Source organism: Pirellulales bacterium (assembly GCA_019636345.1).
In the GTDB taxonomy this organism is placed as follows: domain Bacteria; phylum Planctomycetota; class Planctomycetia; order Pirellulales; family Lacipirellulaceae.
The window spans coordinates 466,307-482,698 of the sequence record JAHBXQ010000003.1 but is presented as its reverse complement, the minus strand read 5'-3'; the positions used below and the strand labels follow the sequence as shown (position 1 = coordinate 482,698).

At 66.6% G+C, this 16,392-nt stretch carries 14 protein-coding genes; 6 read left to right on the top strand and 8 right to left on the bottom strand.

What is annotated here, in order from left to right:
- Positions 1–144: 144 nt before the first annotated feature.
- On the bottom strand, positions 145–627 hold the full coding sequence (locus tag KF688_09780) for a hypothetical protein (GenBank protein MBX3425955.1): 483 nt from the start codon (positions 625–627) through the stop codon (positions 145–147).
- Positions 628–934: 307 nt separating this feature from the next.
- Here KF688_09780 and KF688_09775 point away from each other — a divergent pair, with 307 nt between their 5' ends.
- Both KF688_09775 and KF688_09770 read left to right on the top strand, forming a co-directional pair.
- A complete protein-coding gene (locus KF688_09775) occupies positions 935–1,177 on the top strand; it encodes a hypothetical protein (GenBank protein MBX3425954.1) in 243 nt (80 codons plus the stop codon).
- 232 nt (positions 1,178–1,409) lie between these two features.
- Positions 1,410–2,435, top strand: a complete 1,026-nt coding sequence (locus KF688_09770; GenBank protein MBX3425953.1) for a TIGR00730 family Rossman fold protein — start codon at positions 1,410–1,412, stop codon at positions 2,433–2,435.
- 41 nt (positions 2,436–2,476) lie between these two features.
- Here the strand turns inward: KF688_09770 and KF688_09765 are convergent, their stop codons facing one another.
- On the bottom strand, positions 2,477–3,394 hold the full coding sequence (locus tag KF688_09765; GenBank protein MBX3425952.1) for a site-specific DNA-methyltransferase: 918 nt from the start codon (positions 3,392–3,394) through the stop codon (positions 2,477–2,479).
- Positions 3,361–3,861 carry a hypothetical protein gene (locus tag KF688_09760; GenBank protein ID MBX3425951.1) on the bottom strand — a complete coding sequence of 167 codons (501 nt, stop codon included), beginning with the start codon at positions 3,859–3,861 and terminating at the stop codon, positions 3,361–3,363. The genes KF688_09765 and KF688_09760 overlap by 34 nt, the downstream gene beginning before the upstream one ends.
- A gap of 421 nt (positions 3,862–4,282) precedes the next feature.
- Between KF688_09760 and KF688_09755 the strand changes: the two genes are divergently transcribed.
- Positions 4,283–6,535, top strand: coding sequence for a hypothetical protein (locus KF688_09755; GenBank protein MBX3425950.1), 2,253 nt, complete (start codon positions 4,283–4,285; stop codon positions 6,533–6,535).
- Positions 6,536–6,784: 249 nt separating this feature from the next.
- Positions 6,785–7,861, top strand: a complete 1,077-nt coding sequence (locus tag KF688_09750) for a bile acid:sodium symporter (protein ID MBX3425949.1) — start codon at positions 6,785–6,787, stop codon at positions 7,859–7,861.
- A 74-nt stretch (positions 7,862–7,935) separates the two neighbouring features.
- Here KF688_09750 and KF688_09745 read toward each other — a convergent pair whose 3' ends face one another.
- The 5 genes from KF688_09745 to KF688_09725 all read right to left on the bottom strand — a co-directional run bounded on the left by KF688_09745 (position 7,936) and on the right by KF688_09725 (position 13,116).
- Complete coding sequence (locus KF688_09745; GenBank protein ID MBX3425948.1) at positions 7,936–10,710, bottom strand: protein kinase; 2,775 nt, start codon at positions 10,708–10,710, stop codon at positions 7,936–7,938.
- A 102-nt stretch (positions 10,711–10,812) separates the two neighbouring features.
- Positions 10,813–11,118: a hypothetical protein gene (locus KF688_09740; protein MBX3425947.1), complete on the bottom strand. Its 306-nt coding sequence runs from the start codon at positions 11,116–11,118 to the stop codon at positions 10,813–10,815.
- 206 nt (positions 11,119–11,324) lie between these two features.
- Positions 11,325–11,606 carry a DUF4404 family protein gene (locus tag KF688_09735; GenBank protein ID MBX3425946.1) on the bottom strand — a complete coding sequence of 94 codons (282 nt, stop codon included), beginning with the start codon at positions 11,604–11,606 and terminating at the stop codon, positions 11,325–11,327.
- Positions 11,607–11,728: 122 nt separating this feature from the next.
- On the bottom strand, positions 11,729–12,154 hold the full coding sequence (locus KF688_09730) for a PilZ domain-containing protein (protein ID MBX3425945.1): 426 nt from the start codon (positions 12,152–12,154) through the stop codon (positions 11,729–11,731).
- A complete protein-coding gene (locus KF688_09725) occupies positions 12,127–13,116 on the bottom strand; it encodes a hypothetical protein (GenBank protein MBX3425944.1) in 990 nt (329 codons plus the stop codon). The genes KF688_09730 and KF688_09725 overlap by 28 nt, the downstream gene beginning before the upstream one ends.
- A 264-nt stretch (positions 13,117–13,380) precedes the next feature.
- Here KF688_09725 and guaB point away from each other — a divergent pair, with 264 nt between their 5' ends.
- Both guaB and KF688_09715 read left to right on the top strand, forming a co-directional pair.
- Positions 13,381–14,865, top strand: a complete 1,485-nt coding sequence (gene guaB, locus KF688_09720; GenBank protein MBX3425943.1) for an IMP dehydrogenase — start codon at positions 13,381–13,383, stop codon at positions 14,863–14,865.
- Positions 14,866–14,890: 25 nt separating this feature from the next.
- Entirely contained in the window at positions 14,891–16,123 is a 1,233-nt protein-coding gene (locus KF688_09715; GenBank protein ID MBX3425942.1) for a hypothetical protein, read from the top strand.
- Positions 16,124–16,392 lie beyond the last annotated feature (269 nt).

The window sequence follows — 16,392 nt, the reverse complement described above, 5'->3', positions numbered from 1 at the left end:
CCCGTCGTCAATTCTCTCCGCCCGTAGTCAACTCTCTCCGAGAATTGACCAACTCGCCCCGCCTCGATCGCCCGGCTGGAGCCAAGATCGCGGCTCGCCCGTAAGGAAACCGCTTTGGCCGATTCTCGGAGAGAATCGGCTACGCTATTCCGCCGCGGCGTATTGTTCGGCGTAGTCGAGCGTCCACTGCTCGATCAATTCGCGGAACCGATCGAGATTCGCTTCGCGCAGCGCTTGATAGTGGTTGCGCGTGAAGTTCTCCTTGTTGCGAACGGCGCCCTTCGCCACGACGTCGAGCACGTGGTACTTGTTGTGAGGGCTGACGACCATCTCGAGCCGGCTGAAAAGATTCTCGCGCCGGCCGTCGGCGATCGCCAAGTCGTCGCGCCGCACGGCGCCTCCCCAGCCGCGTTCGGTGACGACCGGCTCGTAATGGAAGCCGGGGAAGTTGTCGGCCAGTTGCTTGAGGCACGCCTCGATGTGGTCGTTCAGGTCATGCCGCAGCGATGCGTGCCGCCGACGGCACTCCTCCTCGCTCATCGCGACGGCGGCCTCGGCCCGGGCCTTCTCGTCCCGAGCCTGCCGACCGCGCTCGGCGGCGCGATGCAATCGTTCCTGAAAATCCATAGCGGGCGATCGTCGATGGAAGGGTGCTAGCGTCAACGAATCATCGTACGCCATGCCGCCCTGCGCCTCCAGGCGGGATTTTCGCCGCCAGCAGTCGCTCCGCGTCCCCTGCGCCGCTTGCAGCGCAAGAGTCAGCCGGCAGCAGTAGATAGCGTCGCTAGCGGCGAGCTTTTTTTTCCGAGTCGGGTCAAGTCGTCCAGGCGACGAGGCCGATACCTGCTTCTGCGACGGGGGGCCGCCGCGAATGCGGGCGCTTGCGCGGACGCAAGCGTACGCCCCCCGACCGCTCACAGGGAAGGACCCCTCGATGCAGGCCAGCCGACTCCGCTTGTATTGCCCCGAAGAGACCGCAGCTCCCGCGCTCGCGAAGACTGCCGAAGGAGCCCCCTGCGTCAAAGTCGCGCTGAGCGAGGTGCTCCCTCTGCTCGCCGAAGCCGCCAACGCCCGCCGCACTTGGCTCGATGACTTCGCCGACGACGAAGTCACGATCTCGACCGATCTGTACGAAGTTCTGTTGGCGTACCAGTACTATCGCCGCCCCGGCGCCTGAGCCGTCGCGGACGACCTGCCGGCAATTTCGACGACCCGGCAGTCGCTCTGCCGGGTTTTTTTCGCGCCAATCGCTAGCGACGCCGGCGCGGCGATTGCGGTATAACGACGCCTCGCAACCGGTCTCGAACGGACGAACTTGCGCCCAGTCGCGAGTGCGCTTGAATCCGGACCGCTCGCGACTTGCCGCCCTGCTCGCATGAATGCCACGCCGTCGACCCTGCCTCTCCGCCATGGCCTCTGCCGACTTGCCTCGCGACGTTCCTGACCTCGACCTGACCGCCGGGGGCGGGGGCGATCCGATCGCCGACCTGATCGAGCGGATCCGCGAGTCGGCCGACCGGCTCCACGCCGATCGCACCGATCGGGGCGATCTGAAAATCCTCAGCCGCACGCTCCGCGAGCTGCGGTACGCGTTCAAGGTGTTCGCCGCGTACCGCGATCGGAAGAAGGTGACCGTGTTCGGCTCGGCCCGCACCCTCTCCACGGCGCCGACCTACCAGCAAGCAATGGAGCTGGGCGCCGCGTTCGCCAAGCGGAATTGGCTGGTCATCACCGGCGCCGCCAGCGGGATCATGGAAGCGGGCCACCGCGGCGCCGGCCGGGCCAACTCGATGGGGCTCAACATCATGTTGCCCTTCGAGCAGTCCGCCAACGAGGTCATTCGCGACGACCCGAAGCTCGTCAACATGAAGTACTTCTTCACGCGCAAGCTGATGTTCGTCAAAGAGTGCGACGCGGTCGTCTGCTGCCCGGGCGGCTTCGGCACGCTCGACGAGGCGCTCGAAGTGCTCACCCTGGTGCAAACCGGCAAACGCGAAATGATCCCGATCGTCATGCTCGACGAACCGGGCGGTTCCTTCTGGCACGACTGGCACGCGTACGTCGTCAAGCAACTGCTGGGCGCCAAGATGATCTCGCCGACCGACCTGTCGCTGTACAAAATCACCGACCGGGTGGGAACGGCCGTCGACGAGGTGCTGAGCTTCTACCGCGTCTATCACAGTCAGCGGTACGTGCGCAAGCATCTGGTGTTCCGGCTCAATCAGGCGCTCACGGACGACCAGCTCGCGACGATCAACGCCGAGTACGCCGACATCCTGGCCGACGGCGCATTCGTGCAACGCGGCGCGCTGAAGGACGAGTCCGACGACGTCGAGATCGCCGATCTGTCCCGGCTGGTGTTCCACTTCAACCGCCGCAGCTACGGCCGGTTGCGGCAACTCATCGACGCGCTCAACGCGCTGCCGCCGGGGTAGAGCCGCTCCTTCGGCTCGGGTCGTAGCCGCGCGGGGCCCAGTCAGAAGAGCAGACTCTGCCCGTTCGACGACTCGACGGGCTCGCTCTCGCCTTGGAACCTGAGAGCCGAGTTCTCGGCATAGCTGCGGTCCTGCTCGACGGCCACCCACTTGCGACCGAGAGATTCCGCGACACGGCCCGTCGTGTTCGACCCTGCAAAAGGGTCCAACACCGTCTCGCCGACGTTGGTAAGAAACTTAATGAAGAATTCGGGCAGAGCAGCCGGAAACCGCGCCGGATGAATGCCGCAGCCACGCCGCTTTGACTCCTTGATGTAGTAGCTGTTGCTCTCGTTGTTGCCGCACTCGATCAGATTCGGGGGGATGGAACCTCCCTTGTCGGCGGCGAACGTGCCCTTGATGTGATGCCCTGAAGGGCGCTTCGCCGTTTTGGCGCCGCGTTTGATCAAACGCTTCATGTCGGGGCTGTACTCTTGCAGCACCCTGGTGTTGTCCGCCTGCGGACTAGGCGTCGGAGCCAGCCAGAAGATGTACTCGACGGAGTCCTTGACACGAATGCGACGAACGTTGACCCATTCAGCCGGAGCAGGCATCTTCGCCGGGTTGTACCAGAAAAACTCCTGGCACAAATGGAAACCGACGTCGTCGCACAACGCCAAAAGGAGGCGATAGTGGTACAGGGATCGTAGCGGCGCACCGGGGGTCCACGCCCCGCCTACGTTCAGAACGAAGCTCCCCGTGCTCTTGAGAATTCGCTTGATCTGCTCGGCAAACGGCAAGAACCATTCGACGTATTCGGCTTGGCTGGCGTTCCCGTAGGCCTTCTTGAAGTGAAGCGCATAGGGAGGCGACGTCAAGACCAAGTCCAATTCGCCGTCCGGCAGCGATCGCATGAACTCCAAACTGTCGCCGCAGTAAGCGCGTCCTAGTTCGGTCTCATAGATCGGCGAGATAGACATGGCGGATCATCGAAGTGACGGAGTAGTTCGCTGAGGTCAGCGTACCAACACTGCAGGTCGCCGGAGTCCGGCAACGGCACGCGCTGCATCACCGCAAGTTTGAGAGGGTGCTTGGCATGACGCTCGAGGTCCGCAGTACGTGCAAAGAGAAAATCGGACCAGTCGCCCGTCTTCTTGCCTAAACATACGCCCAGTATATCGTATTGATCCAAACCGTAGTAGCGGCTCGACGGATCGCCCGTGGCGGCCCGAGTCTTCTGGGTTTCCACCTTGTAAGCGACGACCTGTCCCTTCTCGCGATAGGCCTCCCCGCCGGCTTTGCCGCTCTCTCGTACGTTCTTGCACTCGGCAAGCAGCGGTTCTTTACGATTCGGGGCCCAGATCGAGAAATCCGGTCGCCCGTCCAGATCGTGCGCTTCGTACCTTTTGACGGCGGTCCCTACTAATCGCTCGATGTGCTTGGCCATGTGCACCTCGGCGACAGCCCCCTCAAGCGCCACTTTGAGCCGAAAGCGCGAGCTGACGGCGTCCAACAACTCATGGCTTGTCAGTCCGTAAGCTAATTCCAAGGGGTGTCGAGCCACGATATCTTCTCCCCGGAGAATGGTCCAAAGCTTTCTTCGGGCGACAACGATATTGCGGATTTCAATACTTTGTCATCAGACGCTCGCCGCGGCTGAGACGACCCTGACTTCTCGGCAAAGCGTTGCACCTGGGCTGAGGAATTCGGCAATCAAGCAAGGGCGGTACGTTGCGTCCCATGGGCCTATGGGGGGATGGTGAGCGAACTGCTTGACTCTCCCAGCCCCCGACGATATGAAAGCGCTTTCAGCTTCCCTCGTCTTCTTTCGCCGCTCCGCTCTCCTCTCGACCTCGGACCGCGCCGCCATGACCCGCCCCTTGCCCCTACGAGTCGCCCTCATGCTCGCCGTTTCGTCGTCCCTTTCCGCGGTGCGAACCGACGCCGGCGAGGCCCATCAGCGGCACGTCTTCTTCGACTTCAGCGCCTCGCGCCGCGCCCACTGCCACAGCTCGGCCGACGTCACCGCGCCCAGCCGGTTGGAGATCGTCGCGGGCAAAATCCCTGTCGAGCACGGCACGTACGCCAGCCCTCCGAACTGCCTGCGGCTGGCGTGGACCTCGGCGTTCGGCGGCGACTGGCACGCGCGGATCAACGCCGCGACGCGCTACGGCCAGCGATTCGCGTTTGCCGGCGACACGCTCGTCATGCGGTGCTGCAGCGAGGAGGGGCTCGAGCCCGACGCAGCGCCGCGGCTGGGGGTGAATTCCCCGGGCGCCTGGCTCCACGCGATCCCGCTTCTCAAGCATCACGGACCTCTTCCCGCGGGCGAATGGGTGCAGCTCGAATTCCCGCTTGCGAGCTTCGCCGGACAGTTCCGCGGGACCGACGATTCGAAGTTCGACGTCACGCAGCTCGAGACCGTGTTCTTTATGCAAGGGCTCGACGACGGTCGGCCCCATGTGCTGTTGGTCGACGACGTGCGGATCGTCGATCAAAGGCAACTCGACGACAAAATTCCCCCCCCGCCCCCCGCGGGGCTGACGGCCGAAGGGGGCGAGCGGCACGTCGACCTCGCGTGGCAGCCAGTCGACGACGACGACGTGGCGAGCTACCGGATCTATCGCGCTGCGGCAGGCGAGTCTCGCCGAGATCCGCCTACGGGCTCGGCAAGATCGGACGACGGCGGCTTCGTGCCGATCGCCACGCGGTCGGCAAGCTTCACGCGCGCCGTTGATTTCGTCGGCGAACCCGGCGTCTCCCACGCCTATCGCGTGACCGCCGTCGACGTCGCGGGGAACGAATCGCCCCTGTCGGAGCCGGTCGCGGCGACGACCCGCGCGATGGCCGACGACGAACTGCTGACGATGGTCCAACGGGCATGTTTTCGGTTCTACTGGGAGGCGGCCCACCCCGACGCGGGGCTCGGGCTCGAAATCCTCCCCGGCGACGAGCACCTTGTCGCGCTCGGCGGATCGGGGTTCGGCGTGATGGCGCTGGTGGTCGGCGCCGAGCGCGGCTTCGCCCCGCGCGAGGCGATCGCCGAGCGGATGGTGCGGATCGTTCGCTTCCTGAAATCAGCCGACCGGTTCCACGGCGTTTGGCCCCACTTCCTCGACGGCCGCACCGGCAAAACGATCCCCTTCTTCGGCAAGTACGACAACGGCGGCGACTTGGTCGAGACGGCGTTCATGGTGCAAGGGCTGCTCGCGGCGCGGCAGTATTTCGACCGCGACACGCCGGCCGAGCGCGAGATTCGCGAGACGGCGACGCAACTGTGGCGCGAGGTCGAGTGGGACTGGCACCGCAAAACCCCCGCCGGCCCCGTGTTGTACTGGCACTGGTCCCCCGACGCGGCGTGGCACATCAGCCATCCGCTGGTGGGATGGAACGAGTCGATGATCGTCTACCTGCTGGCGATCGCCTCGCCCACGCACGGCGTTCCCGCGGAGATGTTCCACACGGGGTTCGCGGGGACCGAGCCGCTGCACGTCGAGTACCGCCGCAACTGGAGCCGTACGACCGACGGCGACCAGTACGTCAACGGCAAGGAGTACTACGGCCACAAAATCGACGTCGGCTGCGGCAACGGGGGCGAGCTGTTCTTCAACCAGTTTTCGTTCCTGGGGTTCGACCCGCGCGGGAAGCGCGACAAGTACGCCAACTACTTCCGCAACAACCGCAACATCGCGCTGGCAAGCCGAGCCTACGCGATCGACAACCCGCTGGGGCGCGCCGGCTACGGCCCCGACTGTTGGGGGCGCTCGGCCGGGGTCAACTCGGGGGGCGGTCGGGCCCTGCCGCGGGACGACAACGGCACGATCTGCTGCTCGGCGGCGCTCGGGGTGTATCCGTTCACGCCGGACGAATCGCTCGCCGCGCTCAAACACTTCTACCGCAAACTGGGAGACAAGTGCTGGGGCGCGTACGGTTTCCACGACGGGTTCAACGAGACCGAGGATTGGTTCGACGAAGTCTACATGGCGCTCAACCAGGCGCAGATCACGGTGATGATCGAAAACCACCGCACGGGACTCGTATGGGAGAAGTTCATGGCGAACCCCGAGATCGCGCCGATGCTGTCGGCGGTCGGCTTCGTCCCTGACGAGGACGATCGATGACGACGTCCCCTTGCTTTTCGCGGGTTGGTCTCCGGCGATTCCGCGGCTGGTCGCGGCTTCCGAGGTGCGGTCAATCGCGCGATTCGCGGGCTCGGTTGGAGCGGGGCGACCGTCGCCCCGAACCGCGCGCCCTGGTTTGAGCAGCCCATGTTGCGGCTGAAAGGACTCTCAGGGTGTGCTATCCTGGGGCTGTCGACGCTCGTGCGGCGACGATTCGACTCGCCCTGATTCGCCAGTTCGACGTGCCGCATGGCGTCCGCTCGGTCCTCAACCAGTCCCCCCGCCACGCCGCTGGCCCGGTGGGGGGCGACGCTGCATCACTACTTCCTGCCGATCCTCGCAACCGTGTACGTGCTGGCAGGGCTGGCGCCGGGGCCGGGCGCCGCGATCCGCGAGTATCCCATCCCGCTGATCGCCGGGCACGAAACCCACGCCCCCATGCTGCTGGTGGCGCTGTTGTTGTTCTGCGCCGCTGCGGTGATCGACCTGGGGCAAATCCGCGAGGTCGTCGAACGCCCTTCCGTGCTGCTCGGCGCCCTGCTGTCGGGCTGGCTGGCGCCGGCGCTGGCGGTCGCGCTGCTCGGGGTGTTGTTGCCGCGACTGTTCGAGACCGCGTCGACCTCCGGCCTGCTCGTGGGACTCGCGCTGGTGGCCGCAATGCCGGTCGCCAACTCCGCGGCCGGCTGGACCCAGAACGCGGGGGGCAACGTCGCGCTCGCGCTCGGGTTGATCGTGCTGTCGATCCTGATCAGCCCGCTCGCCACGCCGCAGATGCTCAACGTGATGGGCTTTGCGCTCTCGGATTCCGAGACCGCGCAGATCGAACGCGTCGTCGCCGAATTCTCGGGGTGGAAGTTCATCGTGTGGGTCATCCTGCCGTCGCTGGCCGGGGCGCTTGTCGCGTGGCTTGCCGGACGCGAGCGGATCGCACGGCTCAAGCCGATCATCCGGCTGACGACCCTCGCCGACATCCTGGTGCTGAACTACGCCAACGGTTCGCTCGCCGCGCGGCAGATCTGGCAGGAGGAACAGTGGGCGACGCTGGCCGCCGCGGTGGTGATCGGCGCCTCGATCGCCGCGATCGGCGTCGCCGTCGGGCTCGTCTTGGCCAAGCTGTGGCGACTCGGCCGGCCCTCGCGCGACGCGCTGTTGTTCGCCCTCAGCATGAAGCACACGGGGCTCGCCCTCGTGCTCGCCGGGCAAGTTCTCGCCGAGCACCCGCGGGTGATCCTCGTGATCATGATGGCGACGCTGCTGCAGCACGTCTCGGCCGGCCTGATCGATTGGCGCCTGGAGCGCCGCGCGAGTTCAGCCGCGGGGACGTAACACGGGGTCCAGCGGAAGCGACCCGCGCTCCGGGCCCGTGACATTGCCGGTTGCGAAGAACCCGATCTGCGCGCTTACCGCTGCATCGGCTTCTGGGCCAGCACGATCAGGCCGGGGGCCACATCGTGCGATTCGCCGGTCCGCTGGTTGCGGTAGGCGAACCGCACCGGCTCGTAGGCGGCCCAGTAGAGCTTGTTCGGGTTCGGCTCGAGCGGATCGCGATAGCCGACGAGAAAGTGCTCCTCGCTGCGGAAGCCCTTGGCGAGCGGTTGGCTGTTCTGAATCACTTCGCGCCAGACTTCGTCGAGTCGAGCCCGCTTGCCCAACTGCTGCCGCGGGTGATGAAGCACGAGCCCCCCCTCTTCGGCTTCGCGCGAGCCTTCGTCGGCCGAGTCGGGCCGCAAGTCGATCAGCACCACGTCGGCGGCGCCGGTGAGCCCCTCGTCGAGGACCTTGAACTGGGCGACCTTGGCCGACATCGACAACACGCCCAGCACCTCGGGCTCGTCGTCCGACTCCTCGGCGGCCGGCGCGATGATCGGCACCGAGAACGCGACCTTCAGGTCGTTCGAGGTCTTGCTGCGATACACGGCCGAAAAGTGAGGCTCTTGAATCGGCGTCGCGGCGGAGATCGCTTGCGGGTCGGTCAGGTTGACGCCCTGCCCGTGGAAGTAGTCGCGGTCGCGGAAGCTCTGCCCCACGGTGTCCCCCTTCGTGAACCGTGCGACCTGGACCCCCTCGACGTCGTTGACGAACCAACTGTCGGCCTGGGCCTTCTCGTGGAGCGGGTTGGCCATGGCGTTGATCCAATTCTCGAGCGCCCCGTTCGCAGTCTTCAACTGCGCGAGCCAGCGGGCTTTGTCCTCGTCCGAGGCGTCGTCTCCCGCGGCCGCCAGCGCCGCGGCAGCCGCGTTGTGCGCCGCAAGTTGTTTCAGCAGTTCCTCGTCCGCGGCTAACGTGATCAGCAAGTCGAACCGCTCGGAGATCGATTTGGGCAGCTCGATCGTGGCGGCCGTTTTCGCCTTGGCCGGCAAGTCGGCGCGGGCTTCGGCCTCGGCGCGAGCCGCGGCCTGCTTGCCGAGCAAGAACAGCGCGCTCCCGGCGAAGGTCGCGACCAACAAGAGCGGCACGCCGGTTCCCAACAGCCACCGCCGCGTCGGCACGAGCGTGCTGCCCGTGAACCGGCTGCGCCACGTGTCCACTTGCGACGAACGTTTCGGCACGGTCGCCAAGCGCGACTGAGGGGGCGCCTCGGCGTCGAGGTACTCGTGCAACAGCGCCGTCAGGTTGTGCCCCTCGCAAAACGGCGCCAGGGCCGCGGCGACCTCGGCCGGCTCGCTGTAGCGCTCCTCCGGCAGCTTGGCCATCATCTTGCGAACGACGTCCCACAGCTTGCGCGGCAGCACGTTCGCGCGGATCGGCGGGATGGCCGACTTCTCGTGAGCCTTTTCAGGCCGCAGATCCGAATCGGCGAACGGCGGATGACCGGCCAGCAAATGATAAAGCGAACACCCCAAGCTGTACACGTCCGAGCGGATGTCGACGCTGGTGGTCTTCCACTGCTCGGGCGACATGTACATGCCGGTCCCCATGGCGCGGTTCTCGAACCGCGTCAGCCGATCGTGCCCGTCCTGGGCCAGCAGCGCGAGCCCCAGGTCGAGGATCTTTACGACCGCCCGCTCCTGCTCGCCGCCGAGTTGCGTGCCCGAGCCGTCGCTGTGCACTTGGTCGCCGTCGACGATCGTCACCATCAGGTTCGACGGCTTGATGTCGCGGTGGACCATGCCGTTCTTGTGGATGTACTGCAGCCCGCGGGCCGCTTGGCGAATCGCCTCGCAAGCGTCGGGCACGGCCAACGGGCCGTGCAGCGCCACCAGTTCGTCGAGCCCCACCCCGTCGATGTACTCCATGACGAGGTAATGAATCTGATCGGTCGGCGCCGAGGAGTCGATCGCCACGACGATGTTCTTGTGTTCGAGCTTGCCGACCGCCTTGATCTCGTTGTAGAAGCGGCGCACCACGTCCTCGTGCCCGCGACCGAGGAACTGCGGCTTGATCACCTTGACGGCCCGGACGCGATCGAACTGCACGTGCCGGGCCTTGTAGACGTCCCCCATGCCCCCCGAGCCGAGGAGCTCCTGGAGTTCGTAGTTGCCGACTCGCTCGAGCTTGGCGAGCGAAGTCACGCCGCCGCGCTGATGCGTCTCCTCCTCGAAGCGGTCGTGCCCCATCGTGGGGAGAACGGTCCATTGGCGACCGTCGCCGCTTTTGGGCTGATTGCGCAGCAGGCGGGGTCCGACGTCGTCGTACAGCAGCTCATGGACCTCGACGTTGCCGATCCCCTTGAGCAGCCGTCGGCCGTGGAGATGGAGCCGAATCCCCTCGAGCCCGATGTCGTCGAGGATCGCCATCACGCTGCGGCTCACCAGAATCTGGCCGCCGGTGGCGTAGTCGTTGAGCCGAGCCGCGTAGTCGACGCTCTTGCCGACGAAATTGTTGGGATCGCCGGGATCGACCTGCGGCACGCCGACGTGCATGCTGATCCGCACCTCGACCGGTTCGCCCGAGGGGGTCGCGATCGGGTCGTCGCGATGGCTCTCCTGAACGCCGACGGCCCACAGCGCCGCGTCGATGGTCGTGCCGAACACCAGAAAATGGCCGTCGCCCGCGGTCGAGACGACGCGTCCGCCGCGCTCGGCCAGATCGTGCTCGATCCGCTTGCGATGCGGCGTGAGCACCGTCGTGATGAAGGCCATGTCCCGTTCAGTGACGCTGCGACCGACCATTTCGCCCTTGAGGCGAACTGAGCCGCAAATGTCGGTGAAGAGAAAGGTCTTCAGTTCGGCCATGGAGGGGGAGCAGGCAGGCTGAGGTCGGGGGGCGGCGTCGGCACGACGCGGTCGCGGAGGGGTCGCGCGCCCCTGCCGACCGTCCCCGGCGCAACGGCCCGATTACGGATAGACGACCGGCACGTAGCCGGCCGGGCGAACGCGCGTCACCGATCCGCCCAACAGCGGACGATACCGCGTCACCACCCGCGCCGCCGGCTGGTACACGACCGTCGGGGCCGGGGCGTAGTAAGCGACGACCGGCGCCGGCTGAATCACGGGGCTGGCCACCACGTAGGGCGCCGGGGCGTAGAACGCCGTCACCGGTCGGTAACCCACGACGTAGGGAACCTGGGCCTCGGCCGAGCTCGCGACCAAGGTCGTCGCCACGCATGCCGCCGCGCTCGCAATCAGTTTCTTAAACGCCATCACGCACCATTTCCTTTCACTACGAAAACTACGGCGCGGCCCGTTCGCGGCGATTCCGTCCGCCCGGGCCAGCTCCCCCCCAGTATCGCCCTGCCGACGAGGCAAGGCAACCGGCCGTCGTGTTCGATCACGGCGCCCGGCGACCATGTTGCTGGAACTGCAAGCGAGCCCCCCGGGGGATTGTTACGCACGTCTCCCCGGAGGCGTCAAATCCCCAGGTTCGCCAACCCGTCTGCCACTTGGTTGAGCGCTTTGGCCAGTTGCGGGTGCTCGGACCCGAACTCCAGCAATCGTTCCCGCAGCAACCCCGAAACGGGGGCGTCGTCCCCCGAGGGGGTCGTCTCCTGCTCGGCCGGCGATTCGAGCACTCGCTGGGCGTCGCCGGCCAGCCCGGCGAGCGCGGTCCGCGTCTCGGCGTCGAGCTCGACGGCCTCGGCCAGTTCGGCGTGCAACTCCTCCAGCAACGACAGCAAGCGTTGTTTGTCCATCGCAGTCCGAGCCTGATGAGGAACAATGCGGACGCGGCCGACGCCGACGCCGCCGTTCATTGTAGGCTTCCTGCCGATCTCACGCCAACGCGCCGCGCACGCCGGCGGCGACCGCACAACGCCTACTCCCACGTGTGGCGAATCATCTTCTTGTAGAGTTCCGTCGAGAGGACGCCGTCCTCGAACGCGGTGCCGATTTCGTAACAGTCCGTCTGGATTCGCCGGCAGCGCCGCACCACGAGCGGCGGGATCTCGAGCCCCGCGAGTTCCAGCCGCACCTGGTCGCAAGGGAAGAGCTGCCGGGGCGCCAGCAGCCCGATGCCGATTCGCGAGACGTCCTTGGCGTAGACGGCAAGCGTTTCCTCGTTGAGGTGCAGGACGCCGCGGCGGCGATAGTGGAATCGATGATACAGTCGGCGCGAGGAGTTGTTGGCGTACGCCGGTCCGGTCGGCGCCAGGAACTCCGCCTCGCTGCAGGGCAGCGCCGTGCGGGGCGTCAGCCGGGCCCATTGATCGTCGTTCAGATCAAGATCGCGTTCGACCAACACCGCACCATCTCCGGATTGAATTGGCTGTAAGCGCTGGCCTCGATCTGCCGCAGCGCGGTCACCGCGTCGAGCGCCGCGCGATAGGATCGCCACCCGGTGAGCCCGTCAAAGGCGTCGACGACGGCCGTCGCCTGGGCCCAGGGATGAATCTCGTCGGCCAGTACGCCGACCGGGTAACCCCCTCCACTAAAGCACTCGTGATGCTGGTAGACGATCAGCAGTTGTTCCGTCGTCAGCCCGCCGCGGCGCCGCAGCTCGACGTAGCCGCGCGTCGGATGCGACTCGATCAGCTCGCGTTCCGCGTGCGAGTTGCGCCCCCGTTTGCCGAGGATCGCCGACGGTATGAAGCGCTCGCCCAGATCGCGAAGCATCGCTCCGACGGCCAGTTCGGCCGCCTGGGTCGGCGCGACGAGCTCCAGCAGCAAGGCCAGTACGACCGCATAGGCGGCGCCGTTGTACGCTCGCACGCTCGCCCGGTCGTCGTGCTGCAGCGCCGAGTAAAGGCTCCGGGCGTCGACTTCGGTTTCGGAGAGAAGTCGAGCCATCCGCGCAGCAATCCGCTCGGCCGTGGCGATCGACCGGCCGGCGTCGATCGCGACGAGCGCCGATTCGAGCGCCGGGGCCTCGGCCACTTGCAGGATCGCCGCCCGATCGTGAGGCGCGATTCGCTCGCTGGCGAGGATTCCGTCGAGCGACTCCAGAAGCGAGTTGGCCACGTCGGACAGCTCGCTGTTGGCGATGAACAGCGACTGCACCCCGCGGCCCACGAGTTCCTCTAGGTGCGCGTCGCTGAGCTCATAGCCCCGTTTGCACAACAATCGCGGCGCGGCATGGGGCGCCGGCTGCAGGTACAGCGCGGCCTGCGGGCGATGCGCCTCCCAAAACGCCGCGAGCGGCAGCCGAGAGTAACCCTCGGCCACCGGCGGGACTGGGAGTTCGACAGGAGGCGACTCGGCAAGCATGGGGCAATCTGCGGCGACATACGCCCCCGGCAGGGCGCGGCATTCAAGGCGGTCACTCCAAAGGAATAGCCTTTGCGGCCCGACCGGGAGTGCGGTTTTCCGGTCCCGAGATTGCAAAACTTCGCCGCGGCGAGGCCGAGGCCGCTATGGCCGGCAAAATCCGCGCGAACCGGACAACTTGTCAGCCTCTCGAAGCCGCCCGATAATGCGTGATTCCTCTGCGAACGCCCCTCCCCGCTCACGGCCCTGGAGACCACCCGAGCCATGCAGGACAAGCTGACGACGACCGGGCTCACCTTCGACGACGTGCTGATCGTCCCCCGCTACAGCGAGGTCGTCCCCTCGGAGGTGAACGTCGCCTCGCGGCTCACCCGACGGATCGCGCTGCCGGTCCCCCTGCTCAGCTCGCCGATGGACACGGTCACCGAGCACCGCATGGCGATCGGGCTCGCCCAGGAGGGGGGGATCGGCGTCATTCACAAGAACATGTCGATCGAGGCCCAGACCGAGGAGGTCGACAAGGTCAAGCGTTCGGCCAACGGGATCATCGTCGATCCGGTGACGATGCGCCCCGCTGCTAGCGTTGCTGCCGCGCGGGAGATGATGATCCAGTCGAACGTGTCGGGCATCCCGATCACCGAGGCCGACGGCACGCTCGTGGGGATCCTCACCCGCCGGGATTTGCGGTTCCTGGAGAGCAACGACATCCCGGTGGCCGAGGTCATGACCGGCCGCGAGCAGCTCGTCACGGCGACGGGGACTGTGACGCTTGCGGAAGCTGAGAAGATTTTGATGGCAAAAAAGGTCGAGAAGCTGCTCCTGGTTGACGAAAACAGAAAACTGACGGGCCTCATTACCATCAAAGACATCGACATGATGCGCCGGTTCCCCCGCGCCGCGAAGGACGCGCAGGGACGCCTGCGCGTCGGCGCCGCGATCGGGGTCAACGACCTCGACCGCGCCGCGAGCCTCATCGACAAGGACGTCGACTTCCTGGTGGTCGACAGCGCCCACGGCCACTCGGCCAACGTTCTCAACACCGTCAAGGAACTGAAAGCTCGCTGGGACATCGACGTCGTGGCCGGCAACGTCGCCACGACCGAGGGAGCGCGCGACCTGATCGCCGCCGGGGCCGACGCCGTCAAGGTGGGCATCGGGCCCGGGTCGATCTGTACGACTCGCGTCATCTCGGGCATCGGCGTCCCGCAGATCACCGCGATTCACCAAGCCGTGCAAGCGGCCAAGGACGCCGACGTGCCGGTCATCGCCGACGGCGGCATCCGCTACTCCGGAGACATTACTAAAGCGATCGCCGCGGGGGCCCACGTCGTCATGCTCGGCGGCCTGCTGGCCGGCCTCGACGAAAGCCCCGGCGAACGCGTCCTGTACCAAGGGCGAACCTACAAGGCGTACCGCGGCATGGGCTCGCTGGGCGCCATGGTTCACGGATCCAGCGAACGCTACCGACAATCCAAAGAAGACGCCGGCAACGGCAAACTCGTCCCCGAGGGGGTCGAAGGTCGGGTCCCCTACAAGGGCCCCCTGAGCCCCTTCCTGTATCAGCTCATCGGCGGCCTCCGGGCCGGCATGGGATATTGCGGCACACGAACCATCGAGGAGCTGCGCACGGAGGCGCGATTCGTTCAGGTCACGCCGGCCAGTGTGCGGGAAAGCCATCCGCATGACATCGCCATCACGCAGGAAGCGCCCAATTACACGGCCGAATTCAAATCGGCCGAAGCCAACTAATCTCGTCGCGGTCGTCGCGGCGATGATGGCGCCGCTGACGGCCGGCTCGGCGCTCGCCGCGCCGTTGCAGTGGGGTCCTCCGACGAACTCCGGCCAGCGGGTTCGCGCCACGCTGGCCGTCGCCGCGGCGCCGACGCGCCCCGCCGCGACCGGGGTGCAGCTCGCCTCGTGGAACGAGCCGGTCGCCGCGCCCCAAGCGTTTGGCGCCGAGCAGGTCGACGGCTCCTTCGGCATTCGCCAAGCGGCGCAGTTCGATCCGTTCGAGGCGACCGAGCCGCAGCAAGACGCAATCGGCCAGCGCGGTGCGCCGGCCGAGGCGGATCCGTTCGATTCGCCCGACATGTTCGGCCAAGACGCCGAACCTGTCGAAACGACCGAAGAACCCGAGGCGATCGACGACTCGAGCTCTGCGGCGAGCGACGTTTGGTCCGAGCCGGTCGCGATCGAGACGTCGGCCGAGGAGGCGTACGCCGCTCCGCCGGCGCGGCCGTTGAGCTCGCCGCAGGAGGAGCTGCGCGCCGCCGACCAGGCGATCGAGCAAGAGTTGGTGCGTCGCGAGGCGCAAGAATCGCTCGCCGCGGAGATGCCGGCGATCGAGGGCGCCGTCGAGGAGGAGTTGGTCGCGGACGAGGAGCAGGAGCTGCCGGGGTTCGACTCGGCGAGCGCCCCGAGCAATCTCGACAAGTTCACCGACGAGCCGCGCAACTGGCGCCACGACGACGGCGCCGTGCAAGCGACGCCCGAGCAGGAGGCGGCCCGTCGCGAGCGGATCGCCGCGGAGAGTGCGCAAGCCGAGAAGGACTGCCGCCGAATGCAGGAACTGGCCCGGCAGCGCAAGCTGACCGACATCAGTCTCGACATTGGCGTGAAGGGGAACCCCGGCGAGGATTTCCCGTTCGAGTGCGGATTGGGAGACGAGCTGTTCACCGGCCGCTCGTGGCCCGAGATCACGTACCGCTGGAAGGCGGCGGGGCTGTGCCACAAGCCGCTTTATTTCGAGCAGGCGCACCTCGAGCGTTACGGCCATTCGTGGGGACCGCTGCTGGACCCGGTCGTGTCGGGCGCCCACTTCTTCGCGTCGCTGCCGATCTTGCCGTACAAGATGGGTCTGCAAACGCCCAACGAGTGCGTCTACACGCTGGGGCACTACCGCCCGGGGAGTTGCGCCCCGTACATGATCGAGCCCGTGCCGTTCACCTGGCGCGCCGCGGCGTTCCAAGGCTTCATCACGACCGGCACGGCGTTCGTGATTCCGTAACGCCGACGACCCTGAACTGAGCGCGACTGGGGTCGAGCGCAGCGAGGCCCCGGCCGTTCGGCGGATGATGCAGCAGCAGCGTTTCTTCAGTTGATCGAAAAATGTTGGGATCCCAACGCTCGAAGCGAGCGGCCTCTCTGGAGCGTATTGCCGCGTAGGGAGCGGAAGTGACGTCAGCAGCGCCGACTCGGGGGCGACGGGGGCGGCGCGCCGCGTCGTGCGAGTCAGTCGTCGATCGGCCCGGCAAGCCCCCGGGAACCGCCGGCTCG

Coding starts and splice junctions, on each gene's coding strand:
- KF688_09780 (MBX3425955.1), bottom strand. CDS start 627: ATGGATTTTCAGGAACGATTGCATCGCGCCGCCGAGCGCGGTCGGCAG.
- KF688_09775 (MBX3425954.1), top strand. CDS start 935: ATGCAGGCCAGCCGACTCCGCTTGTATTGCCCCGAAGAGACCGCAGCT.
- KF688_09770 (MBX3425953.1), top strand. CDS start 1,410: ATGGCCTCTGCCGACTTGCCTCGCGACGTTCCTGACCTCGACCTGACC.
- KF688_09765 (MBX3425952.1), bottom strand. CDS start 3,394: ATGTCTATCTCGCCGATCTATGAGACCGAACTAGGACGCGCTTACTGC.
- KF688_09760 (MBX3425951.1), bottom strand. CDS start 3,861: ATGGCCAAGCACATCGAGCGATTAGTAGGGACCGCCGTCAAAAGGTAC.
- KF688_09755 (MBX3425950.1), top strand. CDS start 4,283: ATGACCCGCCCCTTGCCCCTACGAGTCGCCCTCATGCTCGCCGTTTCG.
- KF688_09750 (MBX3425949.1), top strand. CDS start 6,785: ATGGCGTCCGCTCGGTCCTCAACCAGTCCCCCCGCCACGCCGCTGGCC.
- KF688_09745 (MBX3425948.1), bottom strand. CDS start 10,710: ATGGCCGAACTGAAGACCTTTCTCTTCACCGACATTTGCGGCTCAGTT.
- KF688_09740 (MBX3425947.1), bottom strand. CDS start 11,118: ATGGCGTTTAAGAAACTGATTGCGAGCGCGGCGGCATGCGTGGCGACG.
- KF688_09735 (MBX3425946.1), bottom strand. CDS start 11,606: ATGGACAAACAACGCTTGCTGTCGTTGCTGGAGGAGTTGCACGCCGAA.
- KF688_09725 (MBX3425944.1), bottom strand. CDS start 13,116: ATGCTTGCCGAGTCGCCTCCTGTCGAACTCCCAGTCCCGCCGGTGGCC.
- guaB (MBX3425943.1), top strand. CDS start 13,381: ATGCAGGACAAGCTGACGACGACCGGGCTCACCTTCGACGACGTGCTG.
- KF688_09715 (MBX3425942.1), top strand. CDS start 14,891: ATGGCGCCGCTGACGGCCGGCTCGGCGCTCGCCGCGCCGTTGCAGTGG.